At 61.1% G+C, this 18,942-nt stretch carries 20 protein-coding genes and 1 tRNA gene; 10 read left to right on the forward strand and 11 right to left on the reverse strand.

All coding sequences use genetic code 11. The features are described from left to right. The first annotated feature begins 66 nt into the window (after nt 1-66). The 5 genes from HNQ71_RS01870 to rnd all read left to right on the forward strand — a co-directional run bounded on the left by HNQ71_RS01870 (nt 67) and on the right by rnd (nt 5,678). The gene (locus tag HNQ71_RS01870; protein ID WP_184870914.1) at nt 67-837 is read left to right on the forward strand and encodes an L-iditol 2-dehydrogenase; all 771 of its coding nucleotides are present in this window, start codon (nt 67-69) and stop codon (nt 835-837) included. Between the two features lie 42 nt (nt 838-879). After that, nucleotides 880-1,893 carry a zinc-dependent alcohol dehydrogenase family protein gene (locus HNQ71_RS01875; RefSeq protein WP_184870915.1) on the forward strand — a complete coding sequence of 338 codons (1,014 nt, stop codon included), beginning with the start codon at nt 880-882 and terminating at the stop codon, nt 1,891-1,893. 153 nt (nt 1,894-2,046) lie between these two features. After that, nucleotides 2,047-3,054, forward strand: coding sequence for a LacI family DNA-binding transcriptional regulator (locus HNQ71_RS01880; protein ID WP_246461302.1), 1,008 nt, complete (start codon nt 2,047-2,049; stop codon nt 3,052-3,054). A 152-nt stretch (nt 3,055-3,206) separates the two neighbouring features. Further along, nucleotides 3,207-4,451: an MFS transporter gene (locus HNQ71_RS01885; protein ID WP_184870917.1), complete on the forward strand. Its 1,245-nt coding sequence runs from the start codon at nt 3,207-3,209 to the stop codon at nt 4,449-4,451. A 75-nt stretch (nt 4,452-4,526) separates the two neighbouring features. Beyond that, entirely contained in the window at nt 4,527-5,678 is a 1,152-nt protein-coding gene (rnd, locus tag HNQ71_RS01890) for a ribonuclease D (protein WP_184870918.1), read from the forward strand. 19 nt (nt 5,679-5,697) lie between these two features. Here rnd and HNQ71_RS01895 read toward each other — a convergent pair whose 3' ends face one another. Genes HNQ71_RS01895 through guaB form a run of 3 tightly spaced genes read right to left on the reverse strand, consistent with a single transcriptional unit; the run spans nt 5,698 to nt 8,218 of the window. After that, nucleotides 5,698-6,117, reverse strand: coding sequence for an MAPEG family protein (locus HNQ71_RS01895; protein WP_184870919.1), 420 nt, complete (start codon nt 6,115-6,117; stop codon nt 5,698-5,700). Between the two features lie 24 nt (nt 6,118-6,141). Next, complete coding sequence (locus HNQ71_RS01900; protein ID WP_246461146.1) at nt 6,142-6,765, reverse strand: hypothetical protein; 624 nt, start codon at nt 6,763-6,765, stop codon at nt 6,142-6,144. Continuing rightward, entirely contained in the window at nt 6,716-8,218 is a 1,503-nt protein-coding gene (gene guaB, locus HNQ71_RS01905; RefSeq protein WP_184870920.1) for an IMP dehydrogenase, read from the reverse strand. The genes HNQ71_RS01900 and guaB overlap by 50 nt, the downstream gene beginning before the upstream one ends. A 301-nt stretch (nt 8,219-8,519) precedes the next feature. Here guaB and HNQ71_RS01910 point away from each other — a divergent pair, with 301 nt between their 5' ends. Next, nucleotides 8,520-9,941, forward strand: a complete 1,422-nt coding sequence (locus HNQ71_RS01910; RefSeq protein WP_184870921.1) for an MFS transporter — start codon at nt 8,520-8,522, stop codon at nt 9,939-9,941. Between the two features lie 20 nt (nt 9,942-9,961). Here the strand turns inward: HNQ71_RS01910 and HNQ71_RS01915 are convergent, their stop codons facing one another. Further along, nucleotides 9,962-10,714 (reverse strand): RlmE family RNA methyltransferase, encoded by a 753-nt coding sequence (locus HNQ71_RS01915; protein ID WP_184870922.1) that lies wholly within the window; start codon nt 10,712-10,714, stop codon nt 9,962-9,964. Nucleotides 10,715-10,850: 136 nt separating this feature from the next. After that, complete coding sequence (locus HNQ71_RS01920; RefSeq protein ID WP_184870923.1) at nt 10,851-12,200, reverse strand: Ppx/GppA phosphatase family protein; 1,350 nt, start codon at nt 12,198-12,200, stop codon at nt 10,851-10,853. Nucleotides 12,201-12,579: 379 nt separating this feature from the next. Here HNQ71_RS01920 and HNQ71_RS01925 point away from each other — a divergent pair, with 379 nt between their 5' ends. The 3 genes from HNQ71_RS01925 to HNQ71_RS01935 all read left to right on the forward strand — a co-directional run bounded on the left by HNQ71_RS01925 (nt 12,580) and on the right by HNQ71_RS01935 (nt 15,318). Continuing rightward, entirely contained in the window at nt 12,580-13,512 is a 933-nt protein-coding gene (locus HNQ71_RS01925; RefSeq protein ID WP_184870924.1) for a lysylphosphatidylglycerol synthase domain-containing protein, read from the forward strand. A gap of 177 nt (nt 13,513-13,689) precedes the next feature. Beyond that, a tRNA-Gln gene (locus HNQ71_RS01930) sits at nt 13,690-13,763 on the forward strand. Nucleotides 13,764-14,346: 583 nt separating this feature from the next. Next, the gene (locus HNQ71_RS01935; protein ID WP_184870925.1) at nt 14,347-15,318 is read left to right on the forward strand and encodes an IS1595 family transposase; all 972 of its coding nucleotides are present in this window, start codon (nt 14,347-14,349) and stop codon (nt 15,316-15,318) included. 45 nt (nt 15,319-15,363) lie between these two features. Here the strand turns inward: HNQ71_RS01935 and HNQ71_RS01940 are convergent, their stop codons facing one another. The 5 genes from HNQ71_RS01940 to HNQ71_RS01960 all read right to left on the reverse strand — a co-directional run bounded on the left by HNQ71_RS01940 (nt 15,364) and on the right by HNQ71_RS01960 (nt 17,726). Then, a complete protein-coding gene (locus HNQ71_RS01940; protein ID WP_184870926.1) occupies nt 15,364-16,143 on the reverse strand; it encodes a hypothetical protein in 780 nt (259 codons plus the stop codon). 282 nt (nt 16,144-16,425) lie between these two features. Continuing rightward, nucleotides 16,426-16,587 carry a hypothetical protein gene (locus HNQ71_RS01945; RefSeq protein ID WP_184870927.1) on the reverse strand — a complete coding sequence of 54 codons (162 nt, stop codon included), beginning with the start codon at nt 16,585-16,587 and terminating at the stop codon, nt 16,426-16,428. After that, nucleotides 16,584-17,213, reverse strand: coding sequence for a hypothetical protein (locus HNQ71_RS01950; RefSeq protein ID WP_184870928.1), 630 nt, complete (start codon nt 17,211-17,213; stop codon nt 16,584-16,586). Before HNQ71_RS01950 ends, HNQ71_RS01945 begins: the two co-directional genes overlap by 4 nt. Nucleotides 17,214-17,265: 52 nt before the next feature. After that, on the reverse strand, nt 17,266-17,454 hold the full coding sequence (locus HNQ71_RS01955; protein ID WP_184870929.1) for a hypothetical protein: 189 nt from the start codon (nt 17,452-17,454) through the stop codon (nt 17,266-17,268). 62 nt (nt 17,455-17,516) lie between these two features. Beyond that, nucleotides 17,517-17,726, reverse strand: coding sequence for a hypothetical protein (locus HNQ71_RS01960; RefSeq protein ID WP_246461148.1), 210 nt, complete (start codon nt 17,724-17,726; stop codon nt 17,517-17,519). A gap of 93 nt (nt 17,727-17,819) precedes the next feature. Between HNQ71_RS01960 and HNQ71_RS01965 the strand changes: the two genes are divergently transcribed. Then, a complete protein-coding gene (locus HNQ71_RS01965; protein WP_184870930.1) occupies nt 17,820-18,143 on the forward strand; it encodes a hypothetical protein in 324 nt (107 codons plus the stop codon). Nucleotides 18,144-18,649: 506 nt separating this feature from the next. Here HNQ71_RS01965 and HNQ71_RS01970 read toward each other — a convergent pair. Next, on the reverse strand, nt 18,650-18,934 hold the full coding sequence (locus tag HNQ71_RS01970) for a MurR/RpiR family transcriptional regulator (protein ID WP_210333724.1): 285 nt from the start codon (nt 18,932-18,934) through the stop codon (nt 18,650-18,652). Nucleotides 18,935-18,942 lie beyond the last annotated feature (8 nt).

The raw sequence follows: 18,942 nt of genomic DNA on the forward strand, positions 1-18,942 counted from the left end.
CATGACGTCGCGCCGGTCGCCATCCGGCCGCTATGATAGCGTTTTCAGAAACTCTCGGAATTGGACATGAAACTGAACAACAAGATTGCCCTCATAACAGGCGGTGCGCGCGGCATCGGCCTGGGTTTCGCGCAAGCCTTCGCCCGCGAAGGCGCCAAGGTGGTGATTGCCGATATCGACATCGAGCGCGCCACGCGCGCCGCCGGCGCGATCGGTCCGGCGGCCCGCGCCATCCTGCTTGACGTCACCGACCTCGGCGCGATCGACAAGGTGGTGGCGGAGGTCGACCGCGATTTCGGCGGCATCGATATCCTCGTCAACAACGCGGCCATCTTCGACATGGCGCCGATAACCGACATCACCGAAGCGAGCTATGACAGGGTGTTTGCCATCAATCTCAAGGCGCCGCTGTTCATGATGAAGGCCGTGGCCAATGTAATGATCGCGCGCGGTCGTGGCGGCAAGATCATCAACATGGCGAGCCAGGCCGGTCGCCGCGGCGAAGCGCTGGTGACGCTCTACTGCGCCTCCAAGGCAGCGATCATTTCGGCAACGCAATCGGCCGCGCTGGCACTGGTCAAACACGGCATCAATGTCAACGCGATCGCACCCGGTGTCGTCGACGGCGAGCATTGGGATGTTGTCGATGCGCACTTCGCCCGATGGGAAGGCTTGAAGCCGGGCGAGAAGAAGGCGGCCGTGGCCAGATCGGTTCCGATCGGCCGCTTCGCGCAGCCCGAGGATATTGCGGGGCTTGCAGTGTTCCTGGCATCGCCCGACAGCGACTACATCCTTGCGCAGACCTACAATGTGGACGGCGGCAACTGGATGAGCTGACGCGTCATTCAGGATAAGGTCGTCCAAGCAGGGGAGACTGACATGAAGGCCATCCGATTTACCGCCGCAGGCGTTGCCGGCATGGCGGAGCTAGAGATGCCCGCGATCAAACCGGGGCATGCGCTGGTAAGGGTCCGCGCGGCCGGCCTTTGCCACACCGACATCGAGGTGCTGCATGGCCGCTACGGCGAAGGCGCGTTTCCGCTGGTCCCAGGCCACGAATATGCTGGCACCGTCGAGGCGGTCGCCAGCGATGTCACCACCGTCAAGCCTGGCGATCGGGTCGCTGTCGATCCAAACATCCCGTGCGGGCATTGCCCGGCCTGCAGGAAGGGCCTGACCAATCTGTGCGCCAGCCTGAAAGCCTATGGCGTGACCGAGAATGGCGGCTTCGCCGAGTTCAGCATGGTTGCCGTCGACCATCTGCATGGGATCGGCGACCTCGGTTTCGCCACGGCGGCACTCGCCGAGCCGCTCGCCTGTGTCCTCAATGGTCTCGGTGCGGCCGGGCTTGGAGCCGGCAACAGCACGCCTGGCACCGCGCTGGTCTTTGGCGCCGGGCCGATCGGCCTGCTCTTGGCCCTCTCGCTCAGGGCCAAGGGCGTCGCCAGCGTGGCCGTCGCCGATATCAGCGAACAGCGCCTTGCCTTCGCAGAGGCGCTCGGGCTGGAACCGCTGGTGTCGGGATCGCAGGCGCTGTCGGCGCGGGCGCGGGGCTTCGATTTCGTCGCCGACGCCACCGGTGTCGCCAAGGTGGTCGAAGGCATGATCGGTCTCACCGCCGATGGCGGCACGGCGCTCATTTTCGGTGTCTGTGCACCCGATGCCAGGATCTCGGTCGCTCCGTTCGAGATTTTCCGCCGGCAGATCAGGTTGGCGGGGTCGCACTCATTGAACCGCAACATCCCGCAGGCGCTCGACATTCTCAGCCAAGACGACGGCACGATGGCGCGGCTTGTCAGCCACCAGCTGCCGCTTTCCGAACTGTTGCCGTTCTTCGCCAAAGCCAGCGGCGACCCAACGACGATGAAAGTACAGTTTTCCTCCGAGCCGTAATTTCAAACAGTACAGCCGCGCGCATGGACCACAGGTGGTCTCCCGCGCTCGGAAAGAACATCCCGCCTCCTTTCCGCAAAAAGGTGACTCAAGTAGACAGTGGCGACGGCAGTTCGAGCAGGGAGCCAGTGAATGGCCAAGACGATCAGGACGATGGAGGACTTCTCGGCCTTTGTCGGCTTGTCCCGCACGACGGTATCCAAATATTTCAACGATCCCAGCTCGGTACGGAAAAACACTCGAATCGTGATCGAGGCCGCGCAAAGGAAGTCCGGCTTTCGGCCGAGCATGTTCGCCGTCAATCTCAATCGCCGACGCAGCAACATACTCGGCGTCATCATTCCGAATTCGACGGATCCATTCTACATGGCGCTGACGCGCCGTATCGAAACGATCGCCAACGAGGCCGGTTTCCTGGCGTTTGTGCTGTCTTCGGACGGACGCGCCGAAATGGAAGACCAGGCGATCCAGACGTTCAAGTCGATGAACATTGCCGGCGCAATCATCGCGCCGCTCGGCGTGCAGTCCCATCACCGGATCCTGGCCGAACTCGGATCGAGCATCCCGCTGATCTATGTCGACTCGCCACTCGACGAGACCTCGTCGTTCGTCGGCACCGACAACAGGCAGAGCTTCAGGCTCATCGTCGACTATCTCTGCAGGTCCGGCGAGCCGCCCTGCTACTTCGCCATGCCGCTGGTCAACAACAACGCCCAGGCCAGACAGGACGCCTATGTCGAGGCCATGCAGCAGTTCAAGATGACGCCTGAAATCGTGCCCGTCGTCGACGCGCGGTCATGGGATTTCGAGAAATTCGGCTTTGACGAAGCGCTTCGTATCCTGAAGGGGCAAGGTTTTCCGACCAGGACCGTGCTTTGCGCCAACGACCGTGTTGCCTTCGGCGTGATCGCGGCCGCGTATCAGCTGGGGCTGAAGGTGGGCCATGGGGCGGACTGCGACATGCGGGTCGCGGGACACGACGACCATCCCTTGTCGCGCTACGCCTGCCCGCCGATCACCACGGTAGCGCAGAACTACAACGAGATCGGCCGCCTGGCCATCGAACTTCTGCTGGAGAGGCTGGATGAAAAATCCTCGGCCAAACCAGAGGGCGGGCGTATCCTGCTCAACGCGGAACTGATGCTGCGAAGCTCGGCTTGAACAGGCACAGGCTGAGCACCACGCCATGGGCCGATGATCTTCCTTTTTTTGCAACCCGGTTGTCCGCGCGCCCGGGCTTCGCTGGAATTGCCGCTGGCATTGACGGAAGCGATGGTTCAAGAAGGATCAACGACAAGCGGTTGTTTTCCTTCATGTCCTCCATCCGCCCGCTGATCCCGCTTCTGCTCGCCGCCGGCATCCTGCTTGGCGGCAATGGGCTGCAGAGCACGCTGATCGCGCTACGCGGTGCGCAGGAAGGGTTTTCCGCCTCCGACATCGGTCTGATGGGCACCTTCTATTTCGCCGGCTTCCTGCTCGGCTGCCTGGCCATCACCCGCATCTTGAAGGCGGTCGGCCATATCAGGGCCTTTTCGGCACTGGCGGCAATCGCCTCGGTCGGCACCCTGCTGCTGGTGCTGGTTCTCGATCCGGTAATGTGGTGCGCGGTGCGCTTTGCCGGCGGGTTCTGCTTTGCCGGGCTGTTCACCATCGTCGAAAGCTGGCTGAATTCCGGCGTCAGCAACAACGACAGGGCGCGCGTGCTGGCGATCTACAGGATGGTCGACACCGGTTCGGTGACCGGCGCCCAGTTCCTGATCCCGGTCTTCGGCGCCGGCGGCTTCACCATCTTCGCCATCATGTCGATCATGATCACGCTCTCGCTGGTGCCGGTCTCGCTCGGCGACCGCTCCAACCCGAGGCCGCCCGAGGACGTCAAACTCGACCTGGCGCGTGTCTGGCGGATTTCGCCGCTGGGCTGTTTCGGCTGCATGGCCGTCGGTGTCACCAACAGCGCCTTTCGCACATTGTCGCCGGTCTATGCCGAGCAGATCGGCATGTCGGTCGCCGATGTCGTCACCTTCGTCAGCGTCGGCATCTTCGGCGGCGCCATCATCCAGTATCCGCTCGGCTACCTCTCCGACCGCTGGGACCGGCGCCGGGTGCTGTTGATGACCACCTGCTGCGCGATGCTCTCGGCACTGGCGCTGGTGTTCATCGCCGGCAGCAATCCGCTGCTCAACTTCGTCATCATCTTCATCTTCGGCTGTTTCGCCATGCCGCTCTATTCGCTGTCGGCGGCGCATTCCAACGACCGCGCCGACACTGGCGAGTTCGTGCTGATCAACGCCGCCTTGATGTTGTTCTATTCCTTCGGTGCCATTGGCGGGCCGTTCGCAGCCTCGACGGCGATGCAGCATTTCGGACCGAGCGCGCTGTTCGTGTTCAGCGCCGTCGTCTACGCGATCTTCATCGCCGTCATCCTCTACCGGATGCAGGCGCGGTCCAGCGTGCCGGCAGGCAAGCGCAGCCGGTTCACCGCGCTGTTGCGCACATCGACGATTTTCGCACGGCTGGCCAGAAGAAACGGCGATTCCGATGGGCCGGAAACCCCATGACGATGGCGCCAAAGCTTGACGAAAGCGCCTCCGGCTGAAATCTAGGAAGACCTTACTCCTGTCAAAAGCGATTTGATGCACGTCATCACCACCCAGAAAGAACTCGAGACCGTTCTCGCCGCTTTCGAAAAGTCGGATTTCGTCACCGTCGATACCGAATTCATTCGAGAAACGACCTTTTGGCCGATCTTGTGCCTGATTCAGATGGCCGCACCCGGCGTGACGGCGCTGATCGATCCGCTGTCGCCCGAGATCGACCTGACGCCATTCTTCAAGCTGATGGCCAACGAGGCGGTGGTCAAAGTCTTCCACGCCGCGAGGCAGGACATCGAAATCATCGTCCATCTCGGTGATCTCGTTCCGCATCCGGTGTTCGACACGCAAGTCGCGGCGATGGTCTGCGGCTTCGGCGACAGCGTTTCCTACGATCAGCTCGTGCAGCGGATCACCGGCGCGCGGCTCGACAAGTCATCGCGCTTCACCGACTGGCGCCACCGGCCGCTTTCCGACAAGCAGCTCGACTATGCTCTGGCCGACGTCACCCATCTGATCGAGGTCTACCAGCACCTCAGCGCCGAGTTGGTGCGGGAAAACCGCGCTCACTGGCTGAACGAGGAGATGGATGTCCTGACCTCGCGCGAGACCTATGATCCGCATCCCGAGGACGCCTGGAAGCGGTTGAAGATGCGGCTGCGCAAACCGCAGGAACTGGCGATCGTGCAGGCCGTGGCCGCATGGCGCGAACGTGAGGCGCGAGAACGCGACGTACCACGCGGCCGCGTGCTCAAGGACGATGCAATCTACGAGGTCGCACAGCAGGCGCCGCGCGACGCGGCGGCCCTTGGCAAGCTGCGCACGACCCCAAAAGGCTGGGAGCGCTCCTCGACAGCCACGGCCCTGCTAGGCGCGGTCAACGCCGCGCTGGCCTTGCCCAAGGAGCAGATGCCGAAGCTGCCGAAGAACTTCCAGCCGCCCGAAGGCTCGAGCGCGGCGGCGGAACTGTTGAAAGTGCTGCTCAGGATCGTCGCCGAAAAGGAAGGCGTCGCCTCGAAAGTGCTGGCCTCCAGCGACGACATCGACCGCATCGCGGCCGAGGGCGAGGAGGCCGACGTGCCCGCCCTGCAAGGTTGGCGGCGCGCGGTGTTCGGCGAGGCCGCGCTGAAACTGGTGCGCGGCGAGATCGGCTTCAAGTTCGACAAGCGCAAGATCGCGGTTTTCGACCTCTAACGTGGCCGGCAGCGCGGCCCTATACGGCTCCGAGCAGATGCAGCGCAAACCAGATCCAGGCCAGCGCCAGCACACCCGCACCGAGGAAGAAAGAGCGGCTGCGCAGGCGCAGATTGTTGCTGGTCAGGTGGACCCAGGCGTGGAAATAGCGTGACGCGACAAAAATCCACATCAGCGCCAGGGTCAGGTAGTTGACGCCGTTGGTCACGTGCAGCGTCAGGCACAGCACGTAGAACAGCACCGGCAACTCGAACTGGTTGATGAGATTGCTGGCAACGGTGATGCTGGAGGCCGGCTCGGTCGAGCGTACCTTGTACTGACCGGCCTTGGCTTCACCTGACCTGACCGCGCCGTGTCTGCGGTGACCCAGGACGATGTAGACGATGTAGATCAGCAGCACGTGCGCCAGCATCGGCCAGAAGATCGTGGTCTGGTTCATGAACTGCCCCTGCCCTGTCTGTCGTCAAGCCTGGTGTTTCTGGCCCGCCAGCCAGAAAGCGGCGATGACGGTCAGCGGGATGGCGAGAAGCGCGAATTTGGTGACGATCAGCGCCGAGGCGAGAGACAGCGAATCCGGATTGGCCGACAGGAAATCGGACAGCAGGCTCGCCACCGCGATGTTCTGGGCATAATCGGCCAGCATGTAGGGCAGCACCAGAATCAGCGCGAAGATCGACTGCAGCTGTCCCGGCAACACGCGGAAATTCGTCAATCGCCGGCCGGTGGCCAGGATCAGGCTGACCAGTGTCACCGACAACAGCGCCGGGAACAGCAAATCGAAGGTCAGATAGTGCCAGACGAGAATGATCTCGCCGCCGCGCCGGCCGAGCGCCGTCAGCCAGGCCATGCCTTCGTCCGGCGTGAAACCGAGAAAGCGCATGTCAAGCGACGCCAGGCCGCCGCTCAACTGGCGGAAATAGAAGAATTCCAGCACCGTCATGGCGATGAAAACCGCCGCGGTCAGGAAACAAAGCGCGGCCGCGTGGCGCGACAGCCGCAGGATCGTTGCGGTCAGGTTGCGCCAGAGCCCGTACGGATCAGGCTCCGCCGGGATAGTTCGGGCTTTCGCGGGTAATCGTGACGTCATGGGCGTGGCTTTCACGAAGTCCGGCGTTGGATATGCGTACAAAAGTGGCGCGTTCGCGGAAATCGGCAAGGTCGCGACCGCCGACATAACCCATAGCGGCTTTCAGCCCGCCTGCAAGCTGGTGCAGCACGCCAGACACAGGTCCTTTGTAGGGAACTTGCCCCTCGATGCCTTCCGGGACCAGTTTCAGCGTGTCGCGCACCTCGGCCTGGAAGTAGCGATCGGCGGAGCCGCGCGCCATGGCGCCGACCGAACCCATGCCGCGATAGGCCTTGAAGGAGCGGCCCTGGTGCAGATAGACCTCGCCCGGGCTTTCATCGGTGCCGGCCAGCAGCGAGCCGATCATGGCTGCACTGGCGCCGGCGGCGAGCGCCTTGGCCAGATCGCCGGAATATTTGATGCCGCCATCGGCGATCACCGAGACGCCTGATTTGTGCGCCGTCTCGACCGCCGACATGATGGCCGAAAGCTGCGGCACACCGACGCCGGCGACGATGCGGGTGGTGCAGATCGAGCCCGGGCCGATGCCGACCTTGACGGCATCCGCACCGGCATCGATCAGCGCCTGCGTGCCTTCGGCGGTGGCGACGTTGCCGGCCAGGATGCGAACCGAGTTGGAGAGCTTCTTGGCGCGCGTCACCGCGTCCAGCACACGCTGCGAATGGCCGTGCGCGGTGTCGATGACCAGAAGGTCGACGCCGGCATCGATGAGACGTTCGGCGCGCTCGAAACCGTCATCGCCGACGCTGGTGGCGGCGGCGGCGCGCAAGCGGCCCTGCGCATCCTTGGTGGCGTGCGGGTTGAGCTGCGACTTCTCGATGTCCTTGACGGTGATCAGCCCGACGCAATTGCCTCGGCTGTCGACGACGACCAGCTTTTCGATGCGGTGCTGATGCAGGAGGCGCTTGGCCTCGTCCTGGTCGACATTCTCCTTGACCGTGATCAGGTTCTCACGCGTCATCAGTTCGTAGACCTTCTGCGCGGGATCCGACGCGAAGCGCACGTCGCGGTTGGTCAGGATGCCGACCAGGCGACCGATCTTCTGGCCGCCGGTGCCGCCATTCTCGACCACCGGAATGCCCGAAATCGAATAGGTGCGCATCAGCGAAAGCGCGTCGGCAAGGGTGGCGTCGGGGCCGATGGTGACGGGATTGATCACCATGCCGGATTCGAATTTCTTGACCTGCCGAACCTGCTCGGCCTGCTCGGCCGGCGAGAAATTGCGGTGGATGACGCCAATGCCGCCGGCCTGGGCCATGGCGATGGCAAGCCGCGCTTCGGTGACGGTGTCCATCGCCGCCGACAGGATCGGCACATTGAGGTCGATGTCGCCGGCAATGCGCGTGCGGACATCGGTCTCGCCTGGCATCACCTCCGAATGACCGGGCTGCAGCAGCACGTCGTCAAAGGTAAGCGCCAGTGCGCCGGTGGACGTTTCGATGATTTTTGCCATGGCCAGTCCTCGGAATACAGAAAAAGCGCTTGACCAGAATGGACAGCGCCGACTCGTCTTCTTCCCTTTCAGGATTGGCGCTGGCTCGTAACACGTCCCGCCGCCGATGAAAAGCCGATGATTTCACGCTCCCGTAAAGGTGACTTGACGCCGAAGGACGCCATCTGTGGTGGCGGTCGCACAAAAGTGACAGCAAATTAATGCGACATCGGCCCCAAGCCGTGATAACCGCCCTTCGTGTCGGCTCGCCCCCAAGGTCGGCAAGCAATTGACGACGAAACATTCAGTTCGGACGCGTTCCTTGAACCGCACCATTCCGCTCATCCTGGCGGTCGCACTTTTCATGGAGAACATGGATTCGACCGTCATCGCGACGTCGCTGCCGGCGATCGCCATCGACATCCATACCAGCCCGATCGCGCTCAAGCTGGCGCTGACCGCCTATCTGGTGTCGCTGGCGATCTTCATTCCGATCAGTGGCTGGATGGCCGACCGCTTCGGCGCCAAGAACGTCTTTCGGGCCGCGATCGCGGTCTTCATCGTCGGCTCGATCGCCTGCGCCCTTTCCGGTTCGCTGCCGGCTTTCGTGGTTTCGCGTTTCCTGCAAGGCATTGGCGGCGCCATGATGACGCCAGTCGGGCGACTGGTGCTGGTGCGCGCGACGCCGAAAAGCGAACTGGTCGCGGCGATGTCCTGGCTCACCGTTCCGGCGCTGGTCGGGCCGCTGGTCGGACCGCCGATCGGCGGCTTCATCACCACCTATTTCACCTGGCACTGGATCTTCCTGATCAATGTGCCGATCGGGCTGATCGGCATCTGGCTGGCGACGCGTTTCCTGCCGCAGACCGAACCGACACAGAACCCACCACTTGATTTCATCGGTTTCGTGCTGAGCGGGCTGGCGGCATCCGGCGTGGTGTTCGGCCTGTCGGTGGTCAGCCTGCCATATCTGCCGCCGATCGTCGGCATCATCACGGTGGCGGTCGGCCTGGCGTCGGGAGCACTCTATTTGCTGCATGCGCGCCGCGCCAAGAATCCGCTGCTGGCGCTCGAGTTGTTCCGCAACCAGGTGTTCCGCTCTTCAGTGCTCGGCGGCTCACTGTTCCGCATCGGCATCGGCGCTGTCCCGTTCCTGCTGCCGCTGATGTTCCAGATCGGCTTCGGGCTGACGCCCTTTCAGTCGGGCATGATCACCTTCGTCTCGGCGATCGGCGCCATCGGCATGAAATTCGTCACCGCGCTGATCTTCCGCGTCGCCGGCTTCCGCCGCGTGCTGGTCGTCGGCTCGCTGGTCGCCGCGGCGTCGATTGCCATCAACGGGCTGTTCACACCCGACACGCCCTATCTGCTGATGCTGGCCATGCTGCTGGTCGGCGGCTTCATCCGCTCGATGTTCTTCACTGGCGTCAATGCGCTTGCCTATGCCGAGGTTTCGGCTGAAGACACCAGCAGGGCGACGCCGATCACAGCCGTCTTCCAGCAGCTTTCGATCGCGCTCGGCGTGGCACTGGCCGGCGGCATCCTGGAAGTTTCGACGTCAATCCATGGCGGTCCGCTTTCGCTGGACGACTTCCACATCGCCTTCTTCATCGTCGCGGCCGTATCAGCGGCGGCGGCGCTGTCGTTCGTGCGGCTGGCTCCCGATGCCGGCAACGCGGTCTCCGGCCATGGCCGGCTGAGCACGCCCAAGACGCTGGAACCAGTGAGCCCGCCAGGCAATTGACCGGGCCCGGAAGGCAGCCGTCAGCCTTCGGATGGCTCCTGCTCAGCGCCTTCACTTTGGGCACCATCCGGCGCCGTGCGTCCCTTGAAATCCTTGGCCAACAGATAGAGCTCGACTGATTCGTCGCGCGACGCCGGCGGCTTGACGTGATGGACCGAGCGGAAGTTGCGCTTGAGCATGGAGAGCAGTTCGTTTTCGGCGCCGCCCTGGAAGGTCTTGGCGAGGAAATGCCCGCCCGGCTTCAGGACCGACAGCGCGAAATCGGCCGCCACCTCGCACAGATGCATGGTGCGGATATGGTCGGTTCTCTTGTGGCCGGTGGTGGGCGCCGCCATGTCGGACAGCACGACATCCGGATCACCGCCCAGCGCCTCGGCCAGTTTCTGCGGCGCCAGCGGATCGAGGAAATCCATCAACAGCACCGGTGCGCCGGGAACGGCATCCATTTCCAGATAGTCTATGCCGACGACATGCGGCTTGTCGGCCGTCGATTTCGTGCGCGCCGCCGCAACCTGGCACCAGCCGCCGGGGGCAGCACCCAGATCGATCACCTTCATGCCGGGTTTCAGCAGATGATGCTTGTCGTCGATCTCGATCAACTTGTAGGCCGCGCGCGAGCGATAGCCATCCGCCTTGGAGCGCTGGACATAGGGGTCGTTGATGTGGCGCTGCAGCCAGCGGCGCGACGATTCCTTCAGGCCGCTCTTCTTCTTGATCCGCGTCTTCAGCACGCGAATGCTGGCAGACCCTGGTTTTTCCGGTTTCTTGGTCATTGCCTAATTTCTTGCCTGAGCATGATCTCTGCCGAAAACCGGGCGCCACTTTTCGCTGACGCGGTCCTTCGGTTCGGGATCATGACTTCTTGCTTGAGCATGATCTCTTCCAAAAACCGGGTCCCACTTTTCGGGGTCATGCTCTGCCACGTCCATCGTTGCGCCACACGCCGTCATCGGCCATCAGTTCGCTCAATATGCCCTCGCGCAGGCCGCGGTCGGCGACACGCAGCCGCTCTGACGGCCATACCGCACGGATCGCTTCGAGGATAGCGCAGCCGGCCAGCACCAGATCGGCGCGATCAGCCCCGATGCAAGGGTTGGCGCAGCGCTGCTGGAAATCCCAGCCGACCAGCTTTTCGACCATGCGGTCGACGCTATCGCGGTCCATCCACAGCCCATCGACCCGCCGGCGGTCGTAGCGTTCGAGGTCAAGGTGGACACCGGCCAGCGTCGTCACCGTGCCCGACGTACCGAGCAGGTGGAAATTCGGGCTGGCCTTGAGATGGCTCAAGCGGTCGCGACCGTCGAAGCTGGCCAACCGGCCGGCGACGTCGTCGACCATGGCGGTAAAGATCTCGCGTGTCACGGTGCGGCCCCCGAAACGCTCGGCCAGCGACACGACGCCGACCGGCAGTGACGTCCACGACACGATATGGTGGGCGAGCCGCGGCGAACGGCGGCCGCGGAGGTCGATCAGCGCGATTTCGGACGAACCACCGCCAATGTCGAACAGGACGACGCCTTGCGTGTCGCGCTCGACCAGCGAACCGCAGCCGGAAACCGCCAGCCGCGCTTCGGTCTGGCGATCGATGATCTCGAGCTTCAGACCGGCCTCGCGCTCGACGCGATCGAGGAATTCGACGCCGTTTTCAGCCGAGCGGCAGGCCTCGGTGGCGATCAGCCGGGCTTTTCTGATCTTGCGGTTGCGCAATTTGTCGCCGCAGATCTTCAGCGCCTCGACCGCGCGGTCCATCGCCGGCTGGCCGAGCCGGCCGTTGGCTGTGAGCCCCTCGCCCAGCCTGACGATGCGCGAAAAGGCATCGATGACGCGGAACTGGCCATGCCGCGTCGGCACCGCAACCAGCAGCCGGCAATTGTTGGTGCCGAGGTCGAGTGCAGCAAACACCGGAAGCTCCTGCAGCGGCGGCCGGTGGGCGCCCGGTTCGTGCCGTGCCGGCGCAACGGCGGGCAAGACCACCGAATTGGGCAGTTTCGTCGCTCCGGCTGCCGAAGTAGCATTGCCGGGAACAGGCGATCGATTCGCTGTGGGATGCGCCTCGTCACGCGCAAAAACCTTGCGCCCGCGCCTTCGCTTGCGCCGCTTCTTGGGCTTGCCCTTCTGGTTATGGGTTGCGTCGCCCGCCTGCCCGTCGGCGGAGCGGGACTCCGTCGGCCGGCTTTGCCGCCATGAGCCTGCTGGCCCTGGGGAAGCGCTGGACGCACCCACCTCCGGCGCGCCGGCGCCGGTGTCGCGGTCTTCCACTGTCGTTCCTTCCGGCGCCGCGCGAACCGATGACGGACGCAGCAGGCGCTTTGGCGTGTTTTAAGTTGCCGCCAGACTAACAGTGCCGCGCCCGATCACCAAGAGCCGCGCGCTCAATTTTGCCGGCTCGGCGCGTGAACCGCCTTTGAGGCCGCGCCACGCAATGTTCCGGTAAGCCTCGATTGGTAGGCGCAATGCCGGCTGGCGTCCCGTTGGGCCGCCCTCGACGCAGACAATTCCCGCCAGCCGCCGCAACGCAAACCGTTCGCGGTTGAATAGCCGGCTTCAATGAGGCATTTCTGAAATGAGCGTAAGAATCCGGCGCAACCGGCCTCTCGACAGCAAAGGAAGCGGACCCGCAACGCATGGCAATCAGGCAATGAACTGGAGACGCTATTTCTGGCCGGTCGTCGGCATTGCGGCGGTGATCTTCTCGCTGCTCCTGCTCTGGCACGAACTGCGCGGCATCTCGCTCGACGATGTCTGGGGTGGCATTTCCGCGATTCCAGCCCGCCGCTGGATTCTCGCGGCGCTGTGTTCGGTCGTCGCCTATGCCTCGCTTGCCGGCTACGACCACATCGCGCTCTTGCATATCGGCAAGAAAGTGTCGTGGCTGTTCGTCACGCTCTGTTCCTTCACCACCTATGCGCTGTCGCACAACATCGGCGGCTCGGTGTTCTCCGGCGCCGTCATCCGCTACCGCGCCTATGGCACCAGGGGCCTGACCGGCCAGGATGTCGGCGTGCTGGTGGCGATCTGCTGGATCACCTTCGTGCTGTCGACGATTCTCGCGTCCGGCCTCGTCTTGGTCTTCGAGCCTGAGATTCTCGACCGATTTTCAGGCATCGCCCATCACGGCCTGTCGGAAGCGGCGGGGATCGTGATGCTGCTGCTCGTTGCCGCCTACATATTCGGCAGCTGGCTGCATCTGCGCCCGCTGAAGATCGCCAGCTTCCAGTTGCACTATCCGGCGCTGCCGATCGTCGCGCGACAATTGCTGATCGGCCCGGTCGAGCTGCTGGCGGCGACCGCGATCATCTTCTTTGCCCTGCCATCGATCCACAATCCCGGCTATTTTGTCGTCCTCGGCGTTTTCCTGGTCTCGTTCTCGATCGCGCAGATCTCGCATGCGCCGGGTGGGCTCGGCGTGTTCGAAGTCGTGTTCCTGGTGGGGCTGTCCGACATGGATCCGGTGGGCGTGCTGGCGGCACTGCTGGTGTTCCGGCTGTTCTACCTGGTCATCCCGCTGATTCTGGGCCTTGGTATCGTGCTGTTCTTCGAACGGTCGCAGTTCAGCCGAAGCGAGAGCTGAGGCCGGGTGGACTTGGCGCCGCCGGGCCACGCAATGCGTGGAACCAACTTACAAAGCGGACTGACAAAACGTTGCAATTGAACTGCCGAGCAGGCTTGACTATTTTCCGCTGGCGGCTACAAGGCAGCGCTCAAGCGGCTTGGCCGCTCGGCCCGCGCGGTTCATGACCGCGCCTGCTGGGGAATAGGTTAACGGTAGACCCACGGACTCTGACTCCGTTAGTCCTGGTTCGAATCCAGGTTCCCCAGCCAAACAATTTCAATCACTTAGCTGCCAAAACCGCGAAAAACCATGTTGCTAGGATCGTGTAACGTGTAGCAACATAAGTCGTTGAATTGTAACGATTGGTAATGGTTGCGGGAAATCGCGATAGCAACATGGTTGGCGACATGGCCCGATATGAAAAAGCCCGCCCCGTTCGATTCTAACCTAAACCTTCGTTTAAGCAGCAAGACCTTTCGCACAATTGCGGCGAGGCACTGCGGGGGTTAGTTTCCATCTGTCGGCGGTTCTTTTTCCTCCCATTCAGATCGCCTGACCCCAGCGCTCACCCCACGCCTCCCCCCGTGGTAGTGAGCTATTTAATAACCCGCTGCCATCCCCCTCGGCAGCGGGTTTTTTGGCCGTCTGGCGCCAAGGCGCTCGGCATCAGCAGCACCGAGATCGAGGAAGAGACCGTTAGCGTCTACAACACGATCTATGCAATCGTGCATTATGAGTCTGGCTTGCCCGAATAGCCATTGCCAGCGAGATCTAGGCGAGGAATATAATCCTAATTATATACGTGACAAAGTACGGGCGATCTGCTAGAAAGATGGCAGGGAGCAGATAGCCATGAAACTCGACAGCCCAATCTTCCAAGACGCCGACGCAGCCCGCATCCATTTGGAAGCGCAGCGTTGGCCGCATGGTCCTAACTGCCCGCATTGCGGCAATGCCAATCCCGACCGTATCACCAAGATGGTAGGCAAGGCGCATCGTCCCGGCCTGTACAACTGCATGGAATGCCGCGAGCAGTTCACTGTCACTGTCGGCACCGTTTTCGAGCGTTCCAAGATCGCCTTGAACAAGTGGCTTCTGGCGACATTCCTCATGGCTTCGTCCAAGAAAGGCATGTCTGCTCACCAGCTGCACCGTATGCTTGGCGTCACCTACAAGACCGCTTGGTTCATGGCGCATCGTATCCGTGAGGCGATGGCGGAAGACGTTAAGTCCGCTGGCCCGCTTGGTGGCGAAGGCAAAACCATTGAAGCTGACGAAACCTACATTGGTCGCGTCGACCGCGATTACCTTTCACCGAAGCGCAAAGGCCAGCCGCGCTTGAAGCGCAAGATGAAGCCGAAGCGCACCGTTATCGGTCTTGTCGAGCGTGGCGGCAAAGCCCGCATGGTTCACGTCCAGCACGCCACCAAGGCCGTTGTGCGCGATATCCTTGTGCGCAATGCCGACCGCAATTCGACGCTCTACACCGACCAGTCGAAGCTCTACACCGTGACTGGCGAGGAATACGCTTCACACAAGACGACCAATCATTCCGCTGGCGAATACGTCCGTTATGAGGACGGCGCGGCGATCCATTCGAACACGATTGAGAACGTGTTCTCAGTCTTCAAGCGCGGCATGGTTGGCGTCTACCAGCATTGCGGCGAGGCCCATCTTCACCGCTATCTGTCGGAATTTGATTTCCGCTACAATCGCCGCACCGCTCTTGGCGTCACCGACACCGAGCGCCACGACCAGTTGCTTGCCATGATCGAAGGCAAGCGCCTCACCTATCGGCGGATTGGTGAAGCCAGTCACGCCTAGGCAAAAGGCGGCGGCATTCATCCGCTGGAGAAAACGCCGCCAAGGCTAGTCCTTTGGCGCTGCTGCTTTGCTTATAGATTCAATGCGCGAGATAAGCGGTTCCTGCGAAAACCCAACAAAGGCCCCAAAAATGAATGCGGAAAGGCCATTTGCATCGAACTGCGACAAGTGAACCTCGCCTATCGATATCTCGAAAACGCCAGCCTTTAGGAAGGCGCCGGTTAGGAAGAGAAGTATCAGTGCGAAGATTGCCCGCATTGGCGGCGTGAACCGATCAGCGTCGATAGCATGCAGATCAAAGAACGTCACAGCACGGCAACGCAAGAAAGACGAAAAAGAGAGGCCAGCAAGAAGGCCAGGCAGCACCAGGATCAATGGCAGATGGCTTTTGATTGGATCCTGATCAATCCCCATCAGCCAATTAACTCCACAGACAGCGAGAGTTCCGGCGACCCCTACCGCAAGCAGGATGAAGAAGAGCCAACCGATGATTTTCTGCATGTGCGCGCTGATCATTCGTCCCTTCTCCGTATCGAAGACGCGCTCTTGCAGGTTCTGCAGAGTCCCCATGGCGAGAACAGGCTGCGCAGTCTCACCGACAAGCCCATATCGAGAAAGCCCCAACAATTCCTCGTAGTAACCTCGGAAGCGCGCATCCTTGGGCTGAAACATTCCTCGTAGGACCATGAGCGTGCGTTCGGCTTGATGCTTCAGAATCCCTTGCTCGCTCGGGACTTCCGTTGCGTCTTTCGTGAGCTGAAACGCAATGTCGTAGGGTTGCTCCGCATCTTTAGGATACGGATATACGATGTAGCGTCCTGTCATTTTTTAGACTTACTTGCCGCAGCAAGGGCAGTTATCTGGAGAGAATGAAATGGTAGTATCGCTCTTAATCTCGCGATTTGTGATTGACGCTCCCAATTCACGCTCCAATTGGTCCGCGATGCTGGCAATGGCATTTCCCCTAGTGGTGTTGGCCACTACTTGCCCGCTGCGAGACTGCCGCGAAAACTCACGAAGCATTCGCCTAAAGCGATCGACTTGCATAAACCCCTCCCGTTTTCAGCCCAATACAACGGGCATGCTAGAGCATTTCCAGTAACAAGGCTATCGGTTGCTCTTTGGGTTTTGGGCGTGCGCTGGTTCGGGCTTGGCCTTTTTCTTTTCGGTCGGACTCTTTGCAACCTTGTCGCTATCGTGCGCCTTTGGCGGCGTCTTCAGCATCCGCTTCAGCGTCTCGTTGAATCTTTTTTCGTCGGCACCCATCATTGGAGATCACCACTTAGTTGCTTCAATGTTTCCATCAGTTCCCATGCCACTTGCCGCACGGACGAAGCTATCAGATTTGTAACCGGTTCAATTCTCCCGTCGGCATGTTTCAGTTGCCAGCCGGCACCTTTCTTGAGGTGAACATACACACCATCAGTAAGATTGCCTATGTGACTACCGCCGTCCTGATGGCGAAGGGCAAGAACTAGACGCATGCGATTCAACTGCCCCGACGCCTTCTCCTGGTAGATCAGTTCGTTCTTCCACCAGTCATCAAAAGGAACGTGGCGATAGAGGGGCGGCCCATTTCCAAGCTTTGGAATGAAGCGAGAGCCGGCATTGTCACGCCGCATGATTAATAGCGACGGCATCGCAACGGAGGGCGGCGGTAGACCCGTCGGCATTCTGCCCGACGACACGAACTTGAGAGTCTCCTTCACGCCAAGCCGGGTTAACAGGGAAACAAGTGGCCCGCCGTCAAATACCAGATTGAAAATGGTTGTCGAAAGCCTCTCGGCTTCCCATTCCTCACCGGTATCAAAATTTGTCGAGGACGCCTCTAGCGCCTTCGTCTGCCCCTTGAACAACTGCACCAGTTCTTCGCGAGTACGATTTTGACCTGCCATGCGCCGCCCCCAAGCCGGGGTAGAGACTACATGACGGATCAACCAGATGAAACTAGCGAGTTTGCGCCTGAGACATTGCGCGAAAAACCGCAGCGGCAATTTCGCCGGCAACATCTGCTCCACAGATGCCTATGTCCTCGACAAGCACGCTTTCGCCCGCCGCAATCATTTCGGGCGTAACCAAAACTTTCTCAGTCTTTTCAGTGCCGGCCTGTCCCGGTTTGGGTATCAAATCACTCATGCTTTGTCACGTATATAATTTGGAATATAATCCTCCCGTTGCGGCGAAGCTGGCGAGTGGTATTAGGTTCCTTCCTCCCGAAAATCCTGTAGCGAGGCATGGCGTAGGTCATCCTCGCCGCGCAGGTGCTTCACATGTCCGATCAGCCCCGGCTTCACCCATTGCGTTGCCGGCCGCTTCATGCCCTTGGGCGGCGGTCCGGCGTGTTCCTGGACGCGCTTCCATAGGCGCTCGCGGATCGCGCGGCTGGAAGAGGAATTGGAGGAAGTCATGCAGACAGAGAACGGCTACTGGTGGGCGATCAGCTTTCACCCAGAAGACGACGGCCAGAAATCATCGATTTACGTGGGCAAGGAGCGTCACGTATGGGCGACGACTGGCCTTACCATGTCGGCGAATTTGAACTGCTCCAGCGCGTCGATACCAGCCGCTGGCCGCAGAGGGGAAAGCTGACGGAAGAGGAATTGCTCGATCCGGATTATAGGGTCGATCCGACTACGGTCCATGAGGGCTATTGGTGGGCGATCCACTCTGAGGAATTCCAGCCGCTTGTTGTCCGGATTGGAACGGATGCCGTCGTCTATCGGCTCGACGGTGAGGACAGTCTCAACGACTTCGAATTCCTAATGCCGATCGACACGAGTAGCTGGCTGAAGGGAACAGGACCGCGGCTCGAAAAGCCGGTCTGAACGATATCTGGACTCATCCGCCGCCAGTCCCAGAATGACCGCAGTGGGGCCGGAAACGGAACGACCGCTTTGGAGGAATTGCTTCCAACAGCCGACAGACAGTTTCCGTGCCCTAGCCTATCGAGCAGCAACACACCTGAAATTTTGCGGCTAAGACAGACAGCGACTGAATCTGACTACCGCCGCTGACTATTTAATATTTAAGATGAAACTGGCACACGGCAGGAGTCGAACCTGTGATCTCCGCATTCGGAGGGCAAGTCACTCCTAACCCAGATTTCATAGGGAGGACGGGCTCGCTTCGCCAACCGCAGCAGCGAAGCCGGAACAGGTAGCTTGATGAGTGGGCTGAAAGACTGGAGCGCTCTCCCGCTACCAAAATTCAGATAAGCTATCGAAATATATAGTAAAATATGCGCAATTTGGTATCGTCTCGGACAAAATTCCTCAATAATTTCAATGCTGCACGACTGACGCTGACCGATCCATCCCTGCATTGGTTGGAGCTAACCAGCCTTCAGGCTTGTTGCCTTCCGTAGGTGCAGCCGAAAAAAAACCCTGAAGTCTCGAAAATCGGCGAAACCGAGGCCCGTAGCGGCGCGCACCACCGTAGAGGGCGAGACGGAGCATTCGGCGGCGATCGAGCCGACGGTGCCAAAAGCTATCACGTCTGGCTTCGCCAGTGCCATCCGAGCAACTTGTTCCTGCTGCTCTGGAAGTGTGATCGTCCGTGAGGCAATCATGCCTTTGAGTTCGCTCACGTCGCTTGGTCGTTTGATGGCCTCGTGCATGACCACAC

Source organism: Mesorhizobium sangaii (genome assembly GCF_014207355.1).
Taxonomy (GTDB): Bacteria; Pseudomonadota; Alphaproteobacteria; order Rhizobiales; family Rhizobiaceae; genus Mesorhizobium; species Mesorhizobium sangaii.